This window comes from Micromonospora sp. Mcm103 (genome assembly GCF_024519755.1).
GTDB classification, from domain to species: Bacteria; Actinomycetota; Actinomycetes; order Mycobacteriales; family Micromonosporaceae; genus Micromonospora; species Micromonospora aurantiaca.
Genome location: NZ_JALJRJ010000037.1, coordinates 1 through 19,932, shown reverse-complemented (window position 1 = coordinate 19,932; position 19,932 = coordinate 1). Strand labels below are relative to the sequence as shown.

The window sequence follows — 19,932 nt, the reverse complement described above, 5'->3', positions numbered from 1 at the left end:
ACCTCTCTACCCTGATCGATATACGCCGCATCGTGTCGACTGGGGAGCAGCGCGTGATCGTTACCGGTTGGGGGTCAGACACTCGTCCCGTGGAACGGTCGTGTCGTCGTGACCTCTGAGCGGCCCACGCTGCCGGGCCCGCCCTATTTCTTCCTCAGCTATGTCCCCCCGCCGACACACAACGACCGCACTCCGGGCGACCACTGGGTCCGCCGCTTCTATCACGATCTCAACCTGGCGATCGACGGCCGGCCCGGCGACCGGGTACGCCGGCAGGGCTTCGCCGACTTCATGGTGCGGCCGCCGGAGGCCCGGACGGAACGAAAACGCACCGCGCTGGCCGAGGCCGAGGTGTTCGTCCCGCTGTACTCGCCGGACTACCTCAACCGGGACGACTCGCGCCGGGAACGGGAGTGGTTCCGGCAACGGCTCATCCGGGCCGGCCGCCCGCCGGACGGCGACAACATCCTGCCGGTCCTGTGGATCCCGTCGCCCGCCGCCCTCCACGCGCCGGACCAGGCCCGGGCCGTGGCGATGGCCGCCGACGTGGACGTGTACGCCGCGAACGGCATGAGCGCGCTCTGCCGGCTCCAGAAGTTCCAGGACGCCTACAAGGAGGTGCTGGGCCGCCTGGCGCAGCACATCGTCGACACCGCCGAGCACACGCCGCTGCAACCGGCCGAACCGCCGACCGGCCCGACCGACCTGCCGTCGTCCCCGACCAGCGAGGTGCCGTTCCGGGCGGTGGTGATCGCACCCGACCAGCCGGTCGACCCGGGGCGGCTCAACGGCCGGTCCGACACCCACGCCGGCCGGTGGCGCCCGTTCCGCGGCCGGCCACCGGTGATCGAGGACGTGACCGACGCGGTGCAGCGACTGCGGATGCCGATCGACGTCTGCGACTTCGTCCCCGACGCCGGACTGTTCCGGTCCTGTCCGGGCGTACTCATGATCGATCCTCTGGTGGTCGAGACGCCGGACGGCGCGGAGGCCGTCCAGGCGGCCGTCGACTGCCTGCACGGCTGGGTGGGGGTCGTGCTGATCAGCGAGGACGCCCACCACGCCCACCGCTCGCACGCGGCCGGGTTGCTCGACCGGGCGGTGACCATGCTCTCCGCCACCACACGCCCGCTGAAGATAACCACGTGGGACGACTGGCGGACCGAGATCCACGATCTGGTCCGCCGGATGCGACGCCGCTACCTGGAGGCGGGACCGACCTACCCGCCACCGGGACCGCCCATCAACAAGCCCCGGCTCTGGGAGAACCCGCCGTCCGACGAGGGAGTGGACACATGACCCGACGTGAGGGACAGGTCGTCACCTTCTACTCCTACAAGGGCGGCACCGGCCGGACGATGGCGCTGGCGAACGTCGCCTGGATCCTCGCCGCCAACGGCAAGCGGGTGCTCGCCGTCGACTGGGACCTGGAGTCCCCCGGCCTGTCGCGCTTCTTCGCGCCGTTCATCGACCGGGACGCGCTGGAGAGCACCGGCGGGGTGATCGACCTGATCCGGGAGTACGAGTGGGCGACCACCACCAAGCAGGACAAGGGCGACGACCGCTGGCACGAGCAGTACGCCCGGGTGCACAAGTACTCGTTCTCGCTGAACTGGTCCAACTTCCCCGGTGACGGGACGCTGGACTTCCTCGGCGCGGGCCAGCAGAACAACGACTACGCGGGCGCGCTCGCCGGGATGAACTGGGACGAGTTCTACGAGCGGCAGGGCGGCGGCTACTTCTTCGACGCGCTGCGCGCCGACATGAAGCGCAACTACGACTACGTGCTGATCGACAGCCGCACCGGGTTCTCCGACGTCGCCGACATCTGCACCATCCAACTGCCGGACGTGCTTGTCACCTGCTTCACCCTCAGCGAGCAGGGCATCACCGGCGCGGCGAAGGTGGCGCGACTGGTCGAGCACCGGTACGGGTCGCGGCGGATCCGGGTGCTGCCGGTGCCGATGCGCATCGACCCGGCGGAGAAGGTCAAGGCGGACACCGGGCGGGCGGTGGCGCGGCAGCGCTTCAGCGGTCTGCCCAGCGCCATGAGCGAGGCCGAACGGGACCGGTACTGGGCCCGGATGCAGGTGCCCTACCAGGCGTTCTACGCGTACGAGGAACTGCTCGCCACGTTCGCCGACCAGCCCGGCGTCAACGGGTCGCTGCTGTCCGCGTACGAGTTGCTGGCCCGGGAGATCACCCGGGGCGAGGTGGAGTCGCTGCCGCCGATGAGCAGCGCGATCCGCGAGCGGGTCAACGCCCGGTTCACCCGTACCTCCAACTCGGTGGAGAACGAGATCATGCTCCGCCACGCCCCGTACGACCGGGTGTGGGCGGAGTGGATCGGGCACCTGCTGGTCTCGGCGGACGTCCGGGTGACCGACCCGTGGTTCACCGACGACGAGGCGCCCCGGACCGCCCGGGAGCTGATCATCGTCTCCGAGGCGAACGCCAACGAGGAGGCGGTGCTCGCCGCGCCGGACCGCTCGCCCGACCAGGTGCCGCTCGTCGTCTACGTGGCCGACGTGCGGCGCCTGGCGAACGTGCCGGCCGCGCACACCGTCTCGGTCGCCGGGCTGGAGGCGCGTACCGCCGCCGCGCGGATCCTGCGCCTGGTCGGCCGCGAGGGTGTGCCCGCCGACCTGGAACTGCCTACCGGTCCCCGGTTCCCCGGCCGGGACAACACGGTGTTCGAGGTGCCGGGCCGCAACAAGCGCTTCACCGGCCGTGAGGCGGACCTGCGCGAGCTGCGGACGCTGCTGCGCAGCAGCCCGAAGGTGGTGCTCTCCGGCACCGGGCCGGTGGCGTTGCAGGGCATGGGCGGCATCGGCAAGAGCCAGCTCGCGCTGGAGTACGCCCACCGCTACCGCGCCGCGTACGACATGGTGTGGTGGATCGACGCCGACCAGGTGCCGTTCATCGAGTCCGCCATCGGTGACCTCGCGCCCTACCTGGGCGTGCCGTCGTCGGAATCGAACCGGGAGAACGCCCGGCTGGTGCTCCAGGCGCTGCGCCGCACCGACCTCCGGTGGCTGCTGATCATGGACAACGCCGACGAGGTCGACGGCGTCCTGCCGTACGTGCCGGACGGCAAGGGCCACGTCGTCATCACGTCCCGGAACCTGCAGTGGGTCGAGCGGGCCACCACGATCCCGGTCGACGTGTTCAAGCGCGCGGAGAGCATCCAGCACCTCACCGAGCGGGTGCCGACAATGCGCGTCGACCAGGCCGACCGGATCGCCGCCCTGCTGGGCGACCTGCCGATCGCCGTGACCGCCGCCGCGGCCTGGCTGGCCGACACCGGCCACTCGGTCGACAGCTACCTCACCGAGATCGCCAAGTTCGGGCCGGGCGCGGTGATGGAACCGAACAGCAACGTCTCCGTGGAGGCCACCTGGGAGCTGTCGCTCAACCACCTGCGGACCCGGAACCCGGCGGCCTACCGGGTGCTGCAACTGTGCTCGGTGTTCGCGCCGGAGATCTCCGCCGACCTGGTCTACAGCGACGAGTTCGCCGAGGCGCTGGTGCCGTTCCACCCGCAGGCCAAGGAACGGCTGGTCCGCCAGCAACTGGTGCAGCAGGCCAACCGGCTCGCCCTGGTCCGGGTCGACCTGCGGGCCGAGAGCCCGTCCGGCGGCGAGCGGGGCCGGGGCGGCCTGGTGCTCATGCACCGCCTGCTGCAGCACGCCGTCCGGTCCCGGATGACCGAGGAGGAACTCGACGAGGCGCGCCGCCAGGTCCACCTCGTGCTCGCCGCCGCCCGTCCCGAGGGCGAGGTGGACGACCCCGACGGCTGGCCCCGGTTCCGGGTCATCTGGCCGCACCTGGAGGCGTCGAAGGCGCCGCTGAGCCACCGGGTGGAGGTGCGGGCGCTGATGATCGACCGGGTCCGCTACCTCCAGTTGCGCGGCGACCTGGAGACCGGCCGGCGGCTCGGTGAGGAGGTCGCGCAGACCTGGGAGCAGATGCTCGCCGAGGAGACCGACGCACGGGCGCGCGACGACCTGCGCCGGCAGTTGCTGCACCTGCAGTTCAACCTCGCCAACATCCTCGCCTTCCTCGGGCAGTTCACCGAGTCCCGGGCGCTGGACGAGGAGGTCCTCGCGGCCCAGCGGGAACTGCTCGGCGAGGACCACCCGCACACCCTGATGACCGCCGGCGGGCTCGCCCGCGACCTGCGCGGCATGGGCAAGTACAACGAGGCGCTACGCCTGGACGAGATCACGTTCAACGCGTGGAAGCGGAACTTCACCGAGGAGCACCCGCGCACCCTCGTCGCGCTGAACAACCTCGCCACCACCCAGCGCCTGATGGGCGACTTCCGGGAGGCCCGCAAGAACGACGAGATGGTGCTGGCCGGGCGCCGCGCGATCCTCGGCGAGGACCACCCGGACACGCTCGCCTCGTCCGCGTACGTGGGCATAGACATGCGCGACGCCGGCGACTACGAGCAGTCCATCGCCCGGCTCCGCGGCGTCCACCGGGACCTGCTGCGCACGGCCGGTGCCGAGCACCTGATGACCCTGCGCGCGCAGACCAACCTGGCGGTGTCGCTGCGCTCGGCGGGGCACGCGGTCGAGGCGGGCAAACTCCTCGAAGCGGCGTACGAGCTGCTGAACGAGCGGTTCGGGCCGGACAACCCGGAGACGCTGACCTGCCGGCTGAGCCTGTCCGTCAACCTGCTCACCGTCGACCTGTTCCAGCGGGCCAGCCGGGAACTGACCGAAGTGCACCGCGTCTACCAGAACAACCTCGGCCCGGGGCACCCGCTGACGCTCGTCTGCTTGGTCAACCTCGCCATGGTGGCCCGCCGCGCCCGGGACTTCGCCGAGGCCCGGCAGCTCGCCGGCCAGTCCGCCGACGCGCTCGCCGACGTGCTGGGCGACGACCACCCGTACCCCCTCTCGGGGTGGATGAACCAGGCCATCTGCATCGCCGAGCAGCCCGACCCGCCGGAAGGCCGGGAGGCGGCGGACCTGGAGGCGCTGGCGCTGTTGCGACGTGCCCACGACGGCCTGGACCGGATGCTCGGCCGCGACCACCCGAACACACTGCGCTGCCGGGCGAACCTCTTGGTGATGCAGGAGCGGGTGGAGGGCGGCCGGCGGGCGGAGCTGGAGGCGGTCACCCGCGAACTGACCTACCGGCTGGGCGAGAGCCACCCGGCGGTCGAAACCCTCCGGGAGAACCGGTTGCAGCGGCGCATCATCGACCCGCATCCGATCTGACGGTGGCCCGCTCCACCGGATCGGCCAGCCAGGCGAGGATCTCCGGCAGCACCTCCACCGCGCCGAAGTGCGCGCTGCGCGGCTGCACGTGCAACTGCGCGCCGGGGATCTGCTCGGCCAGCCAGCGGGTGTGGCTGGCCGGGGCGAAGTTGTCGTCCGCGCCGTGCCAGAGACGTACCGGCATCCGGATGTCCGGGAGCGTGACGCCCCAGTCGGCGCGCAGTGCCAGCACGTCGTCGATCCAGCCGTGCGGCCCCTGGCGCAGCGCCTCGGCATAGGCGTCGGTGAGCTGCCGGCGGATCGGCACCCCGGCCACCACCCGCCGGTCGGCCTCGGTCATCTGCCCGACCAGCAGCGCCAGCAGCGAGCCCGGGTCGTCCATCGTGCGCTCGGCCCGCAGCCGCAACTGCTCGGCGAGCATCGGCACGTCGTGCTCGGCGGCGCCGTAGTCGCGCACGTTGGCGTCGGTCATGCCGCCGAACCAGTCCAGCCCGGTCGCGCCGGCCGGGGCGAGGCCGACCAGGACCGCGGTCCGCCGTACCCGGTCCGGCAGCAGCGCGGCGCAGGCCAGGGCGTGCGGACCGCCGCCGGAGCGCCCCACCACCGAGAACCCGTCCAGGCCCAGGTCGTCGGCGATGGCCGCGACGTCCGCCGCGGCGTCCGCGACGCGGCGGCCGGGCAGCCGGCTGGAGCCGCCGTAACCCGGCCGGTCGTACGAGATCAGCCGTACGCCGAGCCGGTACAGCACGATGGACCGTGGTCGTGGACCGTTGCGGCTGCCGGGTGTGCCGTGCATCAGGAACACGGGCCAGCCGCGTTCCGCCCCGGCGATGTCGACCGCCAGGTTCCTCCTTCCCGTCCGGACGATGTGCTCTCGGTGCCTGGGCGAGTGTGCCAATCGGGGCCTCCGGACGGGTGGTGGCGGTACGGGGTCACACCGCGGCGCGCAGCGTGTCGAGGGCTGACGCCAGCGAGACCTCGGCGGGCACCCGGTCGTGGGCCCGCAGATAGTCCAGGAGCAGGCGGCACAGGCTCGCCTCGTCGAGGAACTCGTCCGGCAGCCGGTGCGCGAGCAGGGCGTGCATCGTCTTCGGCGGGATCTTCGGCCAGGCCAGGTCGGCGTACTCGTCCAACGCCATCAGCAGCCACAGCGCGGTGCGGTTGTCGACTCGCGCGGCGGCGAACTGCTCGGCCATCTCGGCCGACACCACGCCGTCCTCCAGCGGCAGCTCCGCGAGCCGGTCCTCGATGTCGGCGAGCACCCGCCGGACCCGGGGCACGTACCGCTGCGGCAGCCGGTGCAGCCCGTGCCGCAGGATGAGGGCGTGCAGCACCGCGTGGTCGTCGGTCGTGCCGAGCGAGTCGACCAGCTCCGGGAACTCGTCGATCAGGTACGGACACGAGATGATCAGCTCGGGTGGCGCGGTGGGCGAGTCGGGCAGCCGGCTCAACGCCACCCGGGTCAGTCCGCACACCACCTCGCGGGGCAACTGCGCGCCGTCCTCGGCGAGGCATTCCAGCAGGACCGTGGCGCTCGTGCTGGACACCGCCTCCGGTGACTCGACGGCACGCGCCCACAGCCGCCGGTAGCTGCGCTCGTCGTACAGGATGAGCTGGTGCAGGGACGGCACCGGCCAGCGGCGGGTGGCGAGCGACACCAGGTCGGCGTGGAACCGGCCGGCCTCGAAGCTGTCCGGCTGCTGGCCGCGCCACGTCCGCGCGCCCGCCTGCAACTGGCCGTAGGTGGTGATGTCGCCGAGCAGCCGCGCCTCCTCGGCGGCCACGTTCACCGTCTCCCCCCGGCGTTCGCGCCGCCGCTCGGCGATGATCCGGCCGTCGGCGTCCCGGTTGAGCCAACTGATCATCGCGAGCTGGCCCTTCTCGTCCAGCCCCGCCCGCCACAGCCGGACCGTGGACACCCAGGTCGCCTCGTCCATCAGGTCGGTGTGACGTACGCCGTCGGGTGACACCAGCGCGGCGAGCGCGACCAGGTTCGCGGTGTACGCGGCGAGCAGCCGCACCGGGTCGTACGGCGCGGGCCGGTAGCCGTCCACGCCGGCCAGGTCGGTCCGCTGCCGGGCCTCGGCCAGCAGGCCGGCGATGGTCTCCACGATCGCGTCCCGCTCCTGCGGATGGCGGGAGCTGAGATCCCGCGCGAACTCGACCAGCGCCTCCCGCTTGACCAGCGGCTGGTGGGAGAGCAGCGCCCGGAACTGACCGGTGTCCAGCTGATAGCCGAAGCCGGCCGGGCTGCGGGTGTGCCGGCGCAGCTCGGCCAGGCTCCGCAACGCCCCGACGACGTACTCGGCGATCAGGAAGTCCCCGATCGTGGTGTGCAGGAACTCGTACGTGCGCCGGGCGTCCTCGCCCTGCACGTCGTCCGGGCCGTACACCACGAAGAACGCGGCGGTGACCAGCTGTTCCGGGCCGAGCACGTCGCCGAGTTCGAACCGGGAGCCGTCACCGCTGCGGGAGCCGAAGCAGTCCAGGTCGAGGCGGAGCGCGGCCCGGTTCACCAGTTCCCGGTTGCGGTTGAACATGGCGAACGCGGTGATCGCCAGGTCGCGCCGGAGCTGGTGCTCGCGGGCCTCCCGCTCGTGGTGCGCGAGCGCGGTCGGCGCCTTCTCGCTGACCTGCCGCCTGATGAACGCGGTGAGCAGCCCGGTGAACAGGTCGGACCGGGAGATGGCGGCGGGACGGCGGTCGGCCCAGTGCTCGTTGTAGTAGATAGCGAGCAGCGTGAGCAGCAGCGGCTGGCGGGCCAGCTCGCCGTGCGACAGCAGTTCCCCGGCGGACAGCCGACGGTAGCCGGGCCGGTCCTCGTTCGCCGCGTTGACGGCGGCCAGCCAGGCGGTCACCTGGGCGTCGGTCAGGTCTTCCAGCCGGACCAGCACGGTGCCCTGCGGCACGCTGGCGCGGTCCATCACCAGGATCCGGGACGTGATGATCGGAATGACCGAGTAGCCCAGGTCCCACTGGGTCTCCTGGAACTCGGCCACCCGGTCGATGTACTGCGAGTGGGCGGTGCCGGTGACCTGGACGAGTTCGTCGAACCCGTCGAAGATCACCACGACTGTGGTGTGCTGGGTGGCCCGGCGCAGGTCCGCCCAGCGGATGCGCTCGTCCATCACCTGCTCGATCGCCGCCTCGATCTGCTCGGTCGGCGACGTGTCCCCGGACATCCGGCGCAGCGGCACCACTATCGCGGTGAAGCGGGTCGCCGGTAGCCGGGCCGCGATCACCCGGGTCAGCAGCGTCTTGCCGGCTCCTGGCTGGCCGAGGAGCAGCAGCGGACGGTGCAGGCTCGCCGGGTCGGTCAGGTACCGGGAGAGGAACCCGACGAGGTCACCCCGGCGCGGCTGGTCGTCCCACCAGGCCTCCCGCTCCGGAGAGGTGTGCTTGCCGTACTCGGCGGCCCGGAAGTCGGGGCTGATGAAGCCGCTGTCCACGTTCGGCAGTCGCAGGTGGAAGTCGACGTCCTTGATCCGCAGCAGCGGCTGCCGGAACACCGCCGAGAGCGAGCCGGTGAGCCGGTCGAGGGATTCACGGAGCAGGTCGGGCCGGTCGGCGGCGACCGGCCCGGACAGCTCGGCGAGGTTGCGGTAGAGCTGCGCCAGCGCGTCGAGCCGGGCCGAGACCTCCGTGGTCAGCGTGCGGTTGTCTCTCAGGTTGTGCTCGATCGCCTCCCGCATCATCCGGAACCCGAACTCGGGGAGGTCCGTGGCGAGCCGGTCGAAGCGGTCCTGGTAGTGCGACATGGAACGGCTCACCACTCGGGAGCCCAGCGACGTGAGGTCGAGCCCGCGCCGCACCGACGGCCACGCGGCCAGGCCCTCGCAGAACGCGATGGTGGCGTCGTAGAGCCTGACGTAGGCGGCCTTGACGTCCCGGCGGGTGTCGTCCATGCCGTACACCGAGGAGGGCAACGGGAAGTAGCCGCCGTCGATCTCCTGCGGAAGCGTGTGGTGCCGCCGCTCGGCCGGCACCATGCCGACCTTTTCCTCGTCGGTCAGTTCCAGCCTGTCGAAACCCGGCCCGACCTCGTCCCGGAAACCGTCGAAGAACGCGGAGAGCGCCAGCACGGTATGGCTGGCCTCCAGCAGCTCGTAATACGATTTCCCGCCGGTCGTCCGGATGCGGCCGGCCTGGTTTCCGGTGGCGTCCCGGACGAGCTGCACGAGTGCGTTCTTCGGGCCGAGCAACGCGAGCGCCGTACCGTGGGAGAGGGCTCCGGCGCCCAGGATCCCCGCGCTGACGACCTTGTCGGTCTCGGTGATGCGCGTGCTGCCCGGGGCCAGCAGTCGTAACGCATCTCGATAGCTGAGGCTCGAACGGCGCGGCATGCCGCCCCTTCCGCTGCTGGCGATCGGATTCTTCAAGGATAGAAACTTCAGTGACGGAAAGCTATCGATTCCTCACCGGGCGGCGGCTTTACGACGACTTTTCCATTCATTCATCTCATTCATCCGGTAAATGCGGCGAAGGCGTCCGACCCCTATGGTCGACGGGTGGACCACACACGGGTACGGCAGGCGTACGGGGCGGTCGCGACGCTCTTCATCGAACTGTTCGGCACCACCGGCAAGGTGCACGCGGACGACCTCGCGCTCATCGGCCGGCACCTGACCGTCCGGACCGGTCCGGTGCTCGACCTCGGATGCGGGCCCGGTCACCTCACCGACCATCTCCGTTCGCTCGGCGTCGACGCCACCGGGATCGACATGGTTCCCGAGTTCGTCGCGCACGCGCGGGCGACGTATCCGGACGGCGCGTACCGGCTCGGGTCGCTGGACCACCTCGCCGTCCCCGACCACTCCGTCGCCGGCATCCTCGCCTGGTACTCGCTGATCCACCTCCCGCCACCGGAACTCGACGGCGTGCTGGCGGAGTTCCGCCGCGCGATCGTGCCGGGTGGACGGCTCGTGGCCGGCATCTTCGTCGGCGACGAGGTGGGCGCCTTCGACCACAAGGTCGCCACCGCGTACCGCTGGCCGGTGGACGAGTTCTCCGCGCGCCTGCGGCGGGCGGGGGTCGCGGAGGTCGAGCGCCTGACGCGCCTCGACGACGAGGCCCACCGTCCGCACGCCGCCGTCGCGGCCGTGGCGTCCGGGGCCTGAGCGCACACCATCGTCACCAGGCCGCAACCGAACGCGGATCGCGGAGTGACACGGCGCTGTCACCGTCGGAGCATGGCCACGCGAAGGGGTACGAGGACACGCCGGGCCGTCGCGACACCGGCCGCCGCCCTGATCGTGCTGGCCGGGCTGACCGCCTGCACACCGGAGGTGAAGGGCGTCACCGGCCTCACAGTGGACGCCCGTGGCCGGCCGCACGCGGTGCTCGCCTGGTGCGCGGACCGGCCGCCCGACGTCGTGGTGCTCAACTCAGTGACGGAGTCGGCCGGTGCGCCGATGTCGGAGCGACCGTACCGGCCGAGACGGAAGTACGACGTGCCACGCGAGGCGGCCGCGCCCGCCCTCGTACCCCTTGAGGGTTTTCCGCCCGGGCCGGTGGTCGACGCACAGGCGGCGTTCCAGGTCTCCGGCGCCACCCACGACAACAGCTTCCGGACCGAGGGCGTGGACTTCCGGATCGCCGAGCTGGCCGAGCTACGGCCGGGGTCGGTCCTGGTCACCGACTTCGACGACAGCGGGGAGGTGGTGCGGACGGTCCCGCTGGACGAGTTCACCGAAATGGGCGAGAAAGCGTGCTGACCGTTGTGTCAGGATCGGCGTTCGGAGTTCGACGGCCGGAAGGACACCATGCCCGCGTACGCCATCGCCCACCTCCAGGACGCCGCCCCGCACCCGGACATCGCCGAGTACATCGAGCGTCTCCCCGGCACCCTCGCTCCGCACGGCGGCCGTTTCCTCGTGCACGCCACGCCGCACGAGGTGAAGGAGGGCGCCTGGCCCGGCGCCGTCGTGATGCTCGGCTTCCCGGGCATCGCGGATGCGCGGGCCTGGTGGGACTCGCCCGCCTACCAGGAGATCGCGCCGCTGCGCTCGCGGCACATCGAGGGCGACATCATCCTGGTCGAGGGCGTCCCCGACGACTACTCCCCGACCGGCATCGTGCAGGCGATCCGGGCGGCGGCGTCCTGAGCCGGCCCGGGCGGCGCCCCCGCGATCTCGGGATCGTCGTCGGGTCGCTGCCCACCGGGCCGCACAACGCGATCACCGACGTCCCCGGCGTCCTGGTCGGTCACACCACCGTCGACGACGGCGCCGACCTGCACACCGGCGTCACCGCGATCGTGCCGAGCGGGCTCGGCCCCGGACGGTGGACGCTGCCCGCCGCGGTGTACACCGGCAACGGCCACGGGAAGCTCGTCGGCTCGACGCAGGTGGACGAGCTCGGCGTACTCGAATCTCCGGTGGTCCTGACCGCCACGCTGTCGGTGTTCCGGGCGGCGGACGCGCTGCTCGGTCACCTGATGGAGCGCCGGCCGGACGGGCTGTCGTTCAACCCGCTGGTCGGTGAGACGAACGACGGGCACCTGTCGGACATCCGCCGCCGCCCCGTCACGGAGGCCCACGTCCTGGCGGCACTCGCCGGGGCGAGCGGCGGACTCCCCGCCGAAGGCTGCGTCGGCGCCGGTACCGGCACCACCGCCCTGGGCTACAAGGCGGGCATCGGCACCTCGTCCCGCACGGTCCGGGCCGCCGGCCACACACGGACGGTCGGCGCGCTTGTCCAGTCCAACTTCGGCGGCGTCCTCACCGCGCTCGGCGTGCCGCTACCCGTCGACGAACTGGTCCCGGCCGCCGACCGGACCGAACCACCGGGCAACTCGTGCATGATCGTGGTGGCGACCGACGTACCAGTGGACGCGCGCCAGCTCCGCCGGCTCGCCCGCCGGGCCGTGTTCGCGATGGCCCGGGTGGGCGCGTCGTTCAGCAACACCAGCGGGGACTACGCGATCGCGTTCACCACGTCGGATCAGCAGCCGATCCCGGACGGCGCGATCGATCCGGTGTTCGCCTGCGTGCTGGACGCGGTCGAGGAGGCGCTGCTCAACTCGCTGTTCACCGCGGTCACCACCACCGGCGTGGGCGGTCGTACCAGTCACGCGGTTCCCCACCGGGCCGCCGTCGAGCGGCTGGCGGCAGCGGGACGGCTCACGGCCCGGCCGTACGCCTGATCCGGCGCCCCTCTCGCCGTCGGCCGTTCGGCGAGGGGCCGAGTCCGATCATCCGCCGCTTCGATGCCGATGCTCCGGCCGACGCCGACCGTTTCGTCGCTTATCACGCCGGTAAGGTCCGGTCTGTCGGCTCAGCGACACTGCGGGCCGCAGGCGTCGCTCCACACTGCCCGCTGTGACCGAACTCCCTCCCCAGAATCCGCGGCGCGAACAGGCGCCGCTGCCCGACAAGCCCGGCATCCCGCTCTCGGCACCGCCACGGCCGTCGTGGTGGAGCCGCCGGCCGGCTGCGATCAAGGTGTTCCTCGGCCTCGCCTGCAGCGGCGCGCTGCTGGGCATCGGCATGACCGGATGCGCCACTTCCGAGCCGAGCGGATCGCCGGAGAAGGTGGCCCAGGGGGTGCCGACAGTGGCGGCGCCCACCACCACGGCCCCAGCGCCCGAGGCCAGCACCGTGTCGCCCGAGCCGTCGCCGTCACCCACCACGGCCGCGCCGGCCACCGCGAAGCCCGCGTCGAAGCCGAGCCCGCGCAAGACCACGAAGCCCGCCGTCTACTACAAGAACTGCGATGCCGTACGCGCAGCCGGCAAGGCGCCGCTGCTGCGCGGCCAGCCGGGGTACCGGACCGGGCTGGATCGCGACCTCGACGGCGAGGCATGTGAGCCGAGTGGCGGCAACGGCGACTCCGGCGGCGGAAGCACCGGCGGCGGCAGTTCGGGCGGCGGCGGCAACGACCCGCGCTTCGGCACCTGCAAGGAGGCGAACGCCAACGGGTACGGCCCGTACCGGCAGGGCAAGGATCCCGAGTACTACTGGTACATCGACCGGGACAACGACGGCATGGTCTGCGAGTGACACGCGACGCCGGGGCGGAGCCGTGCGGTGCCGCCCCGGTTGTCACTCCAGCTCGGCGTCGAATGCCTGCCGGGCGTGCTCGATCTGCGCCATGTGGGCGTCGGCCCATTCGAGCAGCACGTCGACAGGTGCACGCAGCGTCTTGCCCAGCGGGGTGATCCGATACTCGACCGCGACCGGGCGCGTCGCCACGACGTGACGTTCGACGATGCCGTTGCGTTCGAGCCGCCGCAGAGTCGCCGTGAGTGACTTCTGCGTCACCGCCGGAATCGCGCGGCGCAGCTCGTTGAAGCGGCACGGGCGCTCGCACAGCTCGTTCAGGACACTCAGCGACCACTTGTCCAGCACCTGGTCGAGCAGCTCGCGGTGCGGTGCGTCGATGCGCAGCTCGCCCGTACCGGAGGTGGCGGTATCGCTCATGAAACCAGGTCTCCTTGAAGTGTCCTCCGTCAACTAGGTATCAATGGTAAACCTCAGTTGCCCAGTGGAGGAGCACCGATGTCCGTCACCCGTCTCAGCCCTGCCGGTCTTCAGCCGAACACGCCGTACCACCACGTCGCGGTGGCCACCGGATCGCGCCACATCCACGTCAGCGGCCAGGTCGCACGACTGGACGACGGCACACCGGTCGCCACCGGAGACCTGGCCGGTCAGGTCGCGCAGGTGCTGCGCAACACCGGCCGCGCCCTCGCCGGCGCGGACTCGTCGTTCGAGGACGTGGTCCGGCTGACCTTCTACGTCACCGACTGGACGCCCGAGAAGATCGGACCGTTCATGGCCGGGATCGAGTCCGTCGCCGAGGAACTCGGGCTGCCGCAGCCGCTTCCGCCGGCGTCGCTGATCGGGGTCGATCACCTCTTCGAGCCGGACGTGCTGGTGGAGTTGGAGGCGACCGCGATCGCACACTGAGCGCCCGGGTGCCCCTACGGTCCAGGGTCAGCTGGAGTTCACCATAGGGGCACCTGGTCGACGACACCCACCTGAGCCGTGTTCGGTGGCCTGGGCGGGCCGCCGGGATCAGCCCGCGGTGCAGGAACGGATCTGGGGTCTGGCGCTACTGTTGCCGTTCATCATCGTGGTGAAGCCGAAGGTGTTGCCGCTGCCGTTGGACCGCATCGTCATCACGTAACCGGTGCTGTCCCAACTGGGGGAGCCGTTCCAGGTAGTGGAGACCCGCTGCGGCGGGGTCAGAGCCACGACCACGGTCCAGTTGCTGGCCCCCTGAACCGTCACCGAGGTGTTGTACCGGTCACCCCAGACGTTGGGGGTCGTCGCCGTCGCCGTGCACCCGCCGCTGGGAGGCGGAGTGGTCGGCGGCGGGGTGGTCGGCGCGCCGGTCGGCGCCGGAGTGGTCGGCGGCGGGGTGCCGTCCGGGGCCACCGCTCGGCCGGTGCTCGGTGAGATCATGCCCGGACAGAGGTTGCGGCTGGTCAGGTTGGCCATGATCTGCGGAATCGCGTCGCGGGTGTTCTGAATGCCGTCGTGCATCAGGATCACCTGGCCGGCCTGGAGGCGGCTGGCGTTGGAGACGATCTGGCTGACGCTGGCGCCGTTCCAGTCCTGGGAGTCGACGTCCCAGATCACCTGGCGCAGGCCGAGCGACGCGGCGACCGACTGGAGGGTCGAGTTGGTCTCCCCGTAGGGCGGGCGGAACAACTGTGGCCGGACGCCGGTCGCCGACTGGATCGCCGAGTTGGTCTGGGAGAGGTCCGACTGCATCTGGCTCTGGCTCATCGAGGTCATGTGCGCGTGGTTCCAACTGTGGTTGGCCACCCACATGCCCGCGTCAACCTGGGCCCGCGCGGCGGACTGGTTGCTCTGCACGTTCTGCCCGACGTTGAACATGGTCGCCCGTACGCCGTTCGCGCGCAGCACGGACAGCAGAGCGCCGGTGCTGCCGGTGGGCCCGTCATCGAAGGTGAGGCCGACGTACCCGTTGCAGGTGGCGGCGCTGGACGGAGTGGCGGCGACCGCGAGACCGGCGGCACTCAGCGCCACGGCGGAGGCGAGCGCGGCCAACCGGACGGTGAGACGCGATCGGGGGGCGGACGGGCAGCGGGAGCCGCCGATGCTGGCGTACATGCGCAGGTCCTCCTCGGGACGGGTGATACCTGACGACGCATGGCGTCAATCGACAGAGATTGATGTTGCCGGCGTTCGGAGTATTGCAGCGGCGTTTCGAGCACGTCAATGATTTTCCGGAAGTTTTCCGGAACTACGTGCCTGACGACGCGCTGGACTCCCTCGGCGAGAAGCGGAAAGCGACCTGATCCCCAAGAGCATGTCCAGGCCGTCCGGGGCGCAGATGGTCCTGGTCCTTAAGCGCTCGACAACTCGATCGGTCCGGCCCCGTCCGGTCCCGTTCGCCCCGGTGGCTCCCAGACTGTCGCTTGGAAATTATCGGTGCGGGTCCGTTCATGGGCTCGGCGTGCTGGTCACCCCGGTCCTACGTGGCCTGGTCCACCACCGGGTTGCCTCTCACCAATGGCGCGCAATGAAACGTGGTCGACCTGGCGGCTACGTACGGAGGAGGTGCGTGAGGTCAGCGGCGAAGCGGGTCATCTCCTCCCCCGCTTCGAGCACGAAGACCGCTCTAGCGGACCAGGCTGTGTCCTCCAGGTCGAGACCGGGAGCCCGGAGAGTCACGCCCAGCGACACGTAGCCTCGTCCGTCGTGCCGGGCATCGATCGCGAGTTCGCGCTCCATGGACGTCCAGGTACGAGTCCCGTTCCAACCACACCAGTCGGCTGCGAGCCTCTGAACGAACGCCGGCAGCGTCGTCGCCAGGTCGGCATAGCGGCCGTCGATCTTGGCGACCATCGAAGCGGTCATACCCTCTTCGTGCAACGCAGTCGCGATCGTGAAGACGTAGCCGTCACCGTACGGATCTCGCGGCGGATGGACGACCCATCGCGCACCGCTGTAGGGCTGCAAAACGAACGGCTCAGTCATGGTGGCTCGCAGTATGCAGGGTTACTGACGCCCTCGCCTCTGTGAGGCCAGTGGCTCCCACAACCGCACCGAGCCCGCCGAGGACGGATACGAGAAAGCCCTCGACCTCGCCATTTCGGCTGGTCAGGGGCTTCTCCGGTGCTGTGCGCCCGAAGGGACTCGAACCCCTGACCTTCTGATCCGTAGGCAGCGCCCTGATCAGAAGAGCTCATGGCCTTAGGGCCACATCGAACTGTGGCCCGCCCAGTACAGTTCCGTCACCCTCAGAAACCGCTTCGATGACGGGAAGACCTTCGCACTTACGCTGCGCTGCGGCTCCTGGGTTCTGTCCACTGGGGACGATCTGTGTCATAACGATGTACTACCCTCCCCGCGAACTGTGGACGAGGAGGCTTTATGCGCAGGTTCGTGATGCCGGACGAGGACGCCTGGCACATGCCGAAGGATTGGTCGGGCCGTGTCCATCCGCGGCGAGGTGGCCGGTGGCGTCCGGTAATCGCCGATCCGGCGGGCGCCGAGCAGCGGCTTCGGGACCTCCTCGCGACGGACCGGATCACGCAGGGACGTGCCCGCGTGCTGGGCCGCAACGCCGTCTTCGACGCGGCGCTGGTCGCCGCCGGTGAGCGGCATCTGCGGACACCGGACGACGACCCGGTCGCCGCCGCGGTGGCGGCACTGCTGCTCGTCTATCGCAACGTGCCCGCCGACGCGCAGGCCCTGGTGGACGCGTGGGTGGCCCGGGCCGGGCTGCTGTTCGCGGTCCGGGCCGTCGTGGCGGCGAACCAGATCTGCCACACCGGTGAGCTCTGGACCCGCGCCTCCGAGGGCAACACCTACGAGCAGGGGTGGCGCGGCGATGACCTCGGCGCCACGTACGCGGTGGCCCGGGCGGTCCGGCGTCACCTCGCGGTCGCGTCGGACCGGGATTACAGGGAGGCGGAATCCGTCCTGGCCGGGCATCGGAGCTTCCCAGCCGGCCGCATCTTGTCCTCCTACCTGATGCCGACCCGGCAGGACTGGGTGGACGAGGACTGCGCGGCGGCAGCGGCATGGTTCGACGAGCCCGGCCGGGAGGAGTGGATCCAGGCCGATCACCGCACGATGTCCGGGATCCTGTTACTGGCCGCGAGCCGCACCGAACATCTCGAGCAACTGCGCGGCGCGATCCGCCGGACGATGCTCGGCTTCGAGGAACCCGGGGACGCCGTCACGGTGCTGGACGGTGTGGGACCGGCCGCCGTCACCTTTCTGGCTGACGATTTCTATCTGAGACTGCTCTACCTGCACGACGGGAGCACCCTGGATAAACCGGCACGACTCAACCCGGATGCGGCCCGGTTCGTCGCCGGCACACCCAGCGACGACGCGATGCGGATCCTGGTCCGCGACCACCTGGACGAGAAGCCGTGGCGGCCGGGGAACCTGCTCAAGTCGGGCGTGCTGACCCGCTACCCGCTGCGGGTTCTGCGTGTCCTCGCCGAGCGCGACGACGCGGTGTCGCGTGACCTGTTCGGCGCGATGGTGCTCACCGAGCCGCGTTGGATCCCGCACCTGGCCGGGCCGGGCCGCGCCCGGGCCGAGGAGATCGTCGCGAACGGCGGGGCCGGGCTCGGCGCCGGATGGGCGACGATGCTGGACCAGCAGGACTACTACCGCCCCATCGACGGCGCGGACAACGTGAAACGGGCCGTCGCCGCGCTGGCCGCGATCCCGACCGAAGAGGCGTTCGGGCTCGTCGTGGACCGGGTCGAGCGCCAGTACTTCCGGCCGGCGTTGCTGGCGGCGGCCAAGCGCGATCCCGGGACGGCGCTGCGGGCACTGCTCACCGGCGCCACCGAGCCGCCCGTCATCGAGTTGCTGCGCGACCACGTTCTCGCATATCCCCAGTCGCTGGCGGCCCTCGACGACGACGGCCGGTCCCGCGTCCAGGCGATCACCGGTCTCCCTTCCTCCAGCCCGGAGGGCGTGGTGCCACCGATTCTGGCCGGCGTGCTGCCGCGGGAGCCGGACCTGCCGGAGTGGCTGATCCCCGCCAAGCTTCCCGAGGTCACCCTCCGCGACACCGGCGAGAGACTGGCCTCGGAGGCGGTCCACCGCCTGTGTGTGTTACTCGCCCTCTCCACGATCACCGAGCCGCGACCGGAGCTCATTGCCGCCCGTGACATCTGCGAGCCACGACAGCTGGGAGCTTTTGCCTGGGCCCTCCTCGAGCAGTGGCGCGCGGCCGAATACTCGCCGAAGAGCGGCATCGCGCTGGTGTCGATCGCCACGCTCGGTGACGACACCACCGTCGCCGACCTGGTGGCCGTCCTGCCGCAATGGTCGTCCGTCAGCGCCCGGATCCGCGCTGCGATGGACGTGCTCGCCGCGATCGGCACCGACGTCGCCCTGACCCAGCTGCATCGGCTCAGCCGCAGAGCGGCAACCGCCGGTCTGCGCGAGCACGCCTCCCAACGACTCGCCGGCACAGCCGCCGCCCGCGGCCTCAGCCCCGAGCAGCTCGCCGACCGGATCGTGCCGGACCTGGGTCTCGACGCCGATGGCCGGACGGTCCTGGACTACGGGCCACGCCGATTCACCCTGAACCTCGACGAGCAGTTGCAACCGTGGATCGCGGCCGGGGACGGACGCCGGTTGTCCCGGCTGCCGCGGCCGGCCGCCGCCGACGATCCGGTGCTGGCGCCGGCGGCGTACGCGCGGTTCGCCGACCTCAAGAAGGAGGTCAAGCAGATCGGCGGCGAGCGCATTCGGGCCATGGAGGACGCCATGGTCACCGGTCGCCGGTGGAGTGCGGCCGAGTTCCGCGCCCTGTTCCTGGATCACCCGCTGATGTGGCAGCTCACCCACCGGCTGCTGTGGGCGGCGTCCGGCGAACACGGCACGGTCTGTTTCCGGGTCGCCGAGGACCGTACGTTCGCCGACCTCTATGACCAGGCATGGCAGCTCGACGACACGGCCACCGTCGCCGTGCCGCACCCGTGGCATCTCGGCGACGACCGGACCGCCTGGTCGGAGATCTTCGCCGACTACGCCGTCATCCAGCCCTTCCCGCAGCTGGGCCGCGAGCTGGCAACGCCGGGCGAGGTAGACCTGGCTACCTTCGCCGGCATGAAGGTCGATGCGCGGAAACTGTTCGTGCTCACCACGAAGGGCTGGCGCTTCGGCGACGACCACACCTCGGTGCTGTGCGACTGGCCGAAGACGGTCGAGATCACGTATACGCCTGGATATCACTGGCAGGGACCGGACGAACCCAAGACCCTGACTGGAGTACGCGGGTGCGATGGCCTGGACCCCGTCGCGTTCTGCGAGGTGGTGCGGGACCTGCGCTATCTGACGAGCTGATCCGCGTCTCGGGGGCGTGGCGACAACCCCCGAGCCCACCGCTGCCTCACGCCAGGTCCGAGCAAGTACGGGTGGTGGATCCCGCAGCCACCACCCGTACCCGATCGGAAAGAGGCTCGAAAATGAGGTTCACCCCTCTCGGCAAGCAGGCCGCCGTCGTCACCACCGCGCTCGTCGCCTCCGCCCTGGGCGACGCTCCCGCACAGGCCCGGCTCACGCTGCGTGCAATCGATCATGAAGCCACTCGGCGCGTGTGTGCGCGGATCAGCCGGAGAGCGGACACGGAACGCCTGCCGCCGCCGGTCGAATCAGACCTGTCAGCATGACGTCCGTGGATCACTATGGGCTTTTGCGGCGAGCCGCGACCGACGCGGGCTTCACCGAGACGGAGACGGCGACGTTCG

The 19,932-nt window shown here is 70.9% G+C and carries 15 protein-coding genes; 10 read left to right on the top strand and 5 right to left on the bottom strand.

Features of this window, described 5'->3' with window-relative positions; translation table 11 throughout:
- The first annotated feature begins 108 nt into the window (after positions 1–108).
- Positions 109–1,299 (top strand): TIR-like protein FxsC, encoded by a 1,191-nt coding sequence (locus OC439_RS29330; protein WP_262016252.1) that lies wholly within the window; start codon positions 109–111, stop codon positions 1,297–1,299.
- The gene (fxsT, locus tag OC439_RS29325; RefSeq protein WP_262016251.1) at positions 1,296–5,231 is read left to right on the top strand and encodes an FxSxx-COOH system tetratricopeptide repeat protein; all 3,936 of its coding nucleotides are present in this window, start codon (positions 1,296–1,298) and stop codon (positions 5,229–5,231) included. The genes OC439_RS29330 and fxsT overlap by 4 nt, the downstream gene beginning before the upstream one ends.
- Here the strand turns inward: fxsT and OC439_RS29320 are convergent.
- Together OC439_RS29320 and OC439_RS29315 are read right to left on the bottom strand one after the other, a co-directional pair.
- Positions 5,209–6,129: an alpha/beta fold hydrolase gene (locus tag OC439_RS29320; RefSeq protein ID WP_194800411.1), complete on the bottom strand. Its 921-nt coding sequence runs from the start codon at positions 6,127–6,129 to the stop codon at positions 5,209–5,211. The two genes, fxsT and OC439_RS29320, sit on opposite strands and share 23 nt — an antisense overlap.
- 34 nt (positions 6,130–6,163) lie before the next feature.
- Positions 6,164–9,574, bottom strand: a complete 3,411-nt coding sequence (locus tag OC439_RS29315; protein WP_262016250.1) for an NACHT domain-containing protein — start codon at positions 9,572–9,574, stop codon at positions 6,164–6,166.
- 165 nt (positions 9,575–9,739) lie between these two features.
- Here OC439_RS29315 and OC439_RS29310 point away from each other — a divergent pair, with 165 nt between their 5' ends.
- From OC439_RS29310 to OC439_RS29290, 5 genes are all read left to right on the top strand, one after another.
- The gene (locus OC439_RS29310; RefSeq protein ID WP_262016249.1) at positions 9,740–10,348 is read left to right on the top strand and encodes a class I SAM-dependent methyltransferase; all 609 of its coding nucleotides are present in this window, start codon (positions 9,740–9,742) and stop codon (positions 10,346–10,348) included.
- 72 nt (positions 10,349–10,420) lie between these two features.
- Positions 10,421–10,945 carry a hypothetical protein gene (locus OC439_RS29305; protein ID WP_262016248.1) on the top strand — a complete coding sequence of 175 codons (525 nt, stop codon included), beginning with the start codon at positions 10,421–10,423 and terminating at the stop codon, positions 10,943–10,945.
- 48 nt (positions 10,946–10,993) lie between these two features.
- Entirely contained in the window at positions 10,994–11,335 is a 342-nt protein-coding gene (locus OC439_RS29300) for a DUF1330 domain-containing protein (RefSeq protein WP_262016247.1), read from the top strand.
- Positions 11,332–12,375 (top strand): P1 family peptidase, encoded by a 1,044-nt coding sequence (locus tag OC439_RS29295; RefSeq protein ID WP_262016258.1) that lies wholly within the window; start codon positions 11,332–11,334, stop codon positions 12,373–12,375. The genes OC439_RS29300 and OC439_RS29295 overlap by 4 nt, the downstream gene beginning before the upstream one ends.
- A gap of 175 nt (positions 12,376–12,550) precedes the next feature.
- Positions 12,551–13,231, top strand: coding sequence for an excalibur calcium-binding domain-containing protein (locus OC439_RS29290; RefSeq protein ID WP_262016246.1), 681 nt, complete (start codon positions 12,551–12,553; stop codon positions 13,229–13,231).
- A gap of 42 nt (positions 13,232–13,273) precedes the next feature.
- Here OC439_RS29290 and OC439_RS29285 read toward each other — a convergent pair whose 3' ends face one another.
- Entirely contained in the window at positions 13,274–13,651 is a 378-nt protein-coding gene (locus OC439_RS29285) for a winged helix-turn-helix transcriptional regulator (protein WP_262016245.1), read from the bottom strand.
- Positions 13,652–13,729: 78 nt separating this feature from the next.
- Here OC439_RS29285 and OC439_RS29280 point away from each other — a divergent pair, with 78 nt between their 5' ends.
- Entirely contained in the window at positions 13,730–14,140 is a 411-nt protein-coding gene (locus OC439_RS29280) for a RidA family protein (RefSeq protein WP_262016244.1), read from the top strand.
- A 108-nt stretch (positions 14,141–14,248) separates the two neighbouring features.
- On the opposite strand, the gene OC439_RS29275 is transcribed toward OC439_RS29280, so the two are convergent.
- On the bottom strand, positions 14,249–15,313 hold the full coding sequence (locus OC439_RS29275; protein WP_262016243.1) for a polysaccharide deacetylase family protein: 1,065 nt from the start codon (positions 15,311–15,313) through the stop codon (positions 14,249–14,251).
- Positions 15,314–15,748: 435 nt separating this feature from the next.
- Positions 15,749–16,183, bottom strand: a complete 435-nt coding sequence (locus tag OC439_RS29270; RefSeq protein WP_262016242.1) for a DUF6228 family protein — start codon at positions 16,181–16,183, stop codon at positions 15,749–15,751.
- A 396-nt stretch (positions 16,184–16,579) separates the two neighbouring features.
- On the opposite strand from OC439_RS29270, the gene OC439_RS29265 reads away from it, so the two are divergent.
- Both OC439_RS29265 and OC439_RS29260 read left to right on the top strand, forming a co-directional pair.
- A complete protein-coding gene (locus OC439_RS29265) occupies positions 16,580–19,528 on the top strand; it encodes a DUF4132 domain-containing protein (RefSeq protein ID WP_262016241.1) in 2,949 nt (982 codons plus the stop codon).
- Positions 19,529–19,650: 122 nt separating this feature from the next.
- Positions 19,651–19,854, top strand: a complete 204-nt coding sequence (locus tag OC439_RS29260) for a hypothetical protein (protein ID WP_262016240.1) — start codon at positions 19,651–19,653, stop codon at positions 19,852–19,854.
- The last annotated feature ends 78 nt before the right edge of the window (positions 19,855–19,932 follow it).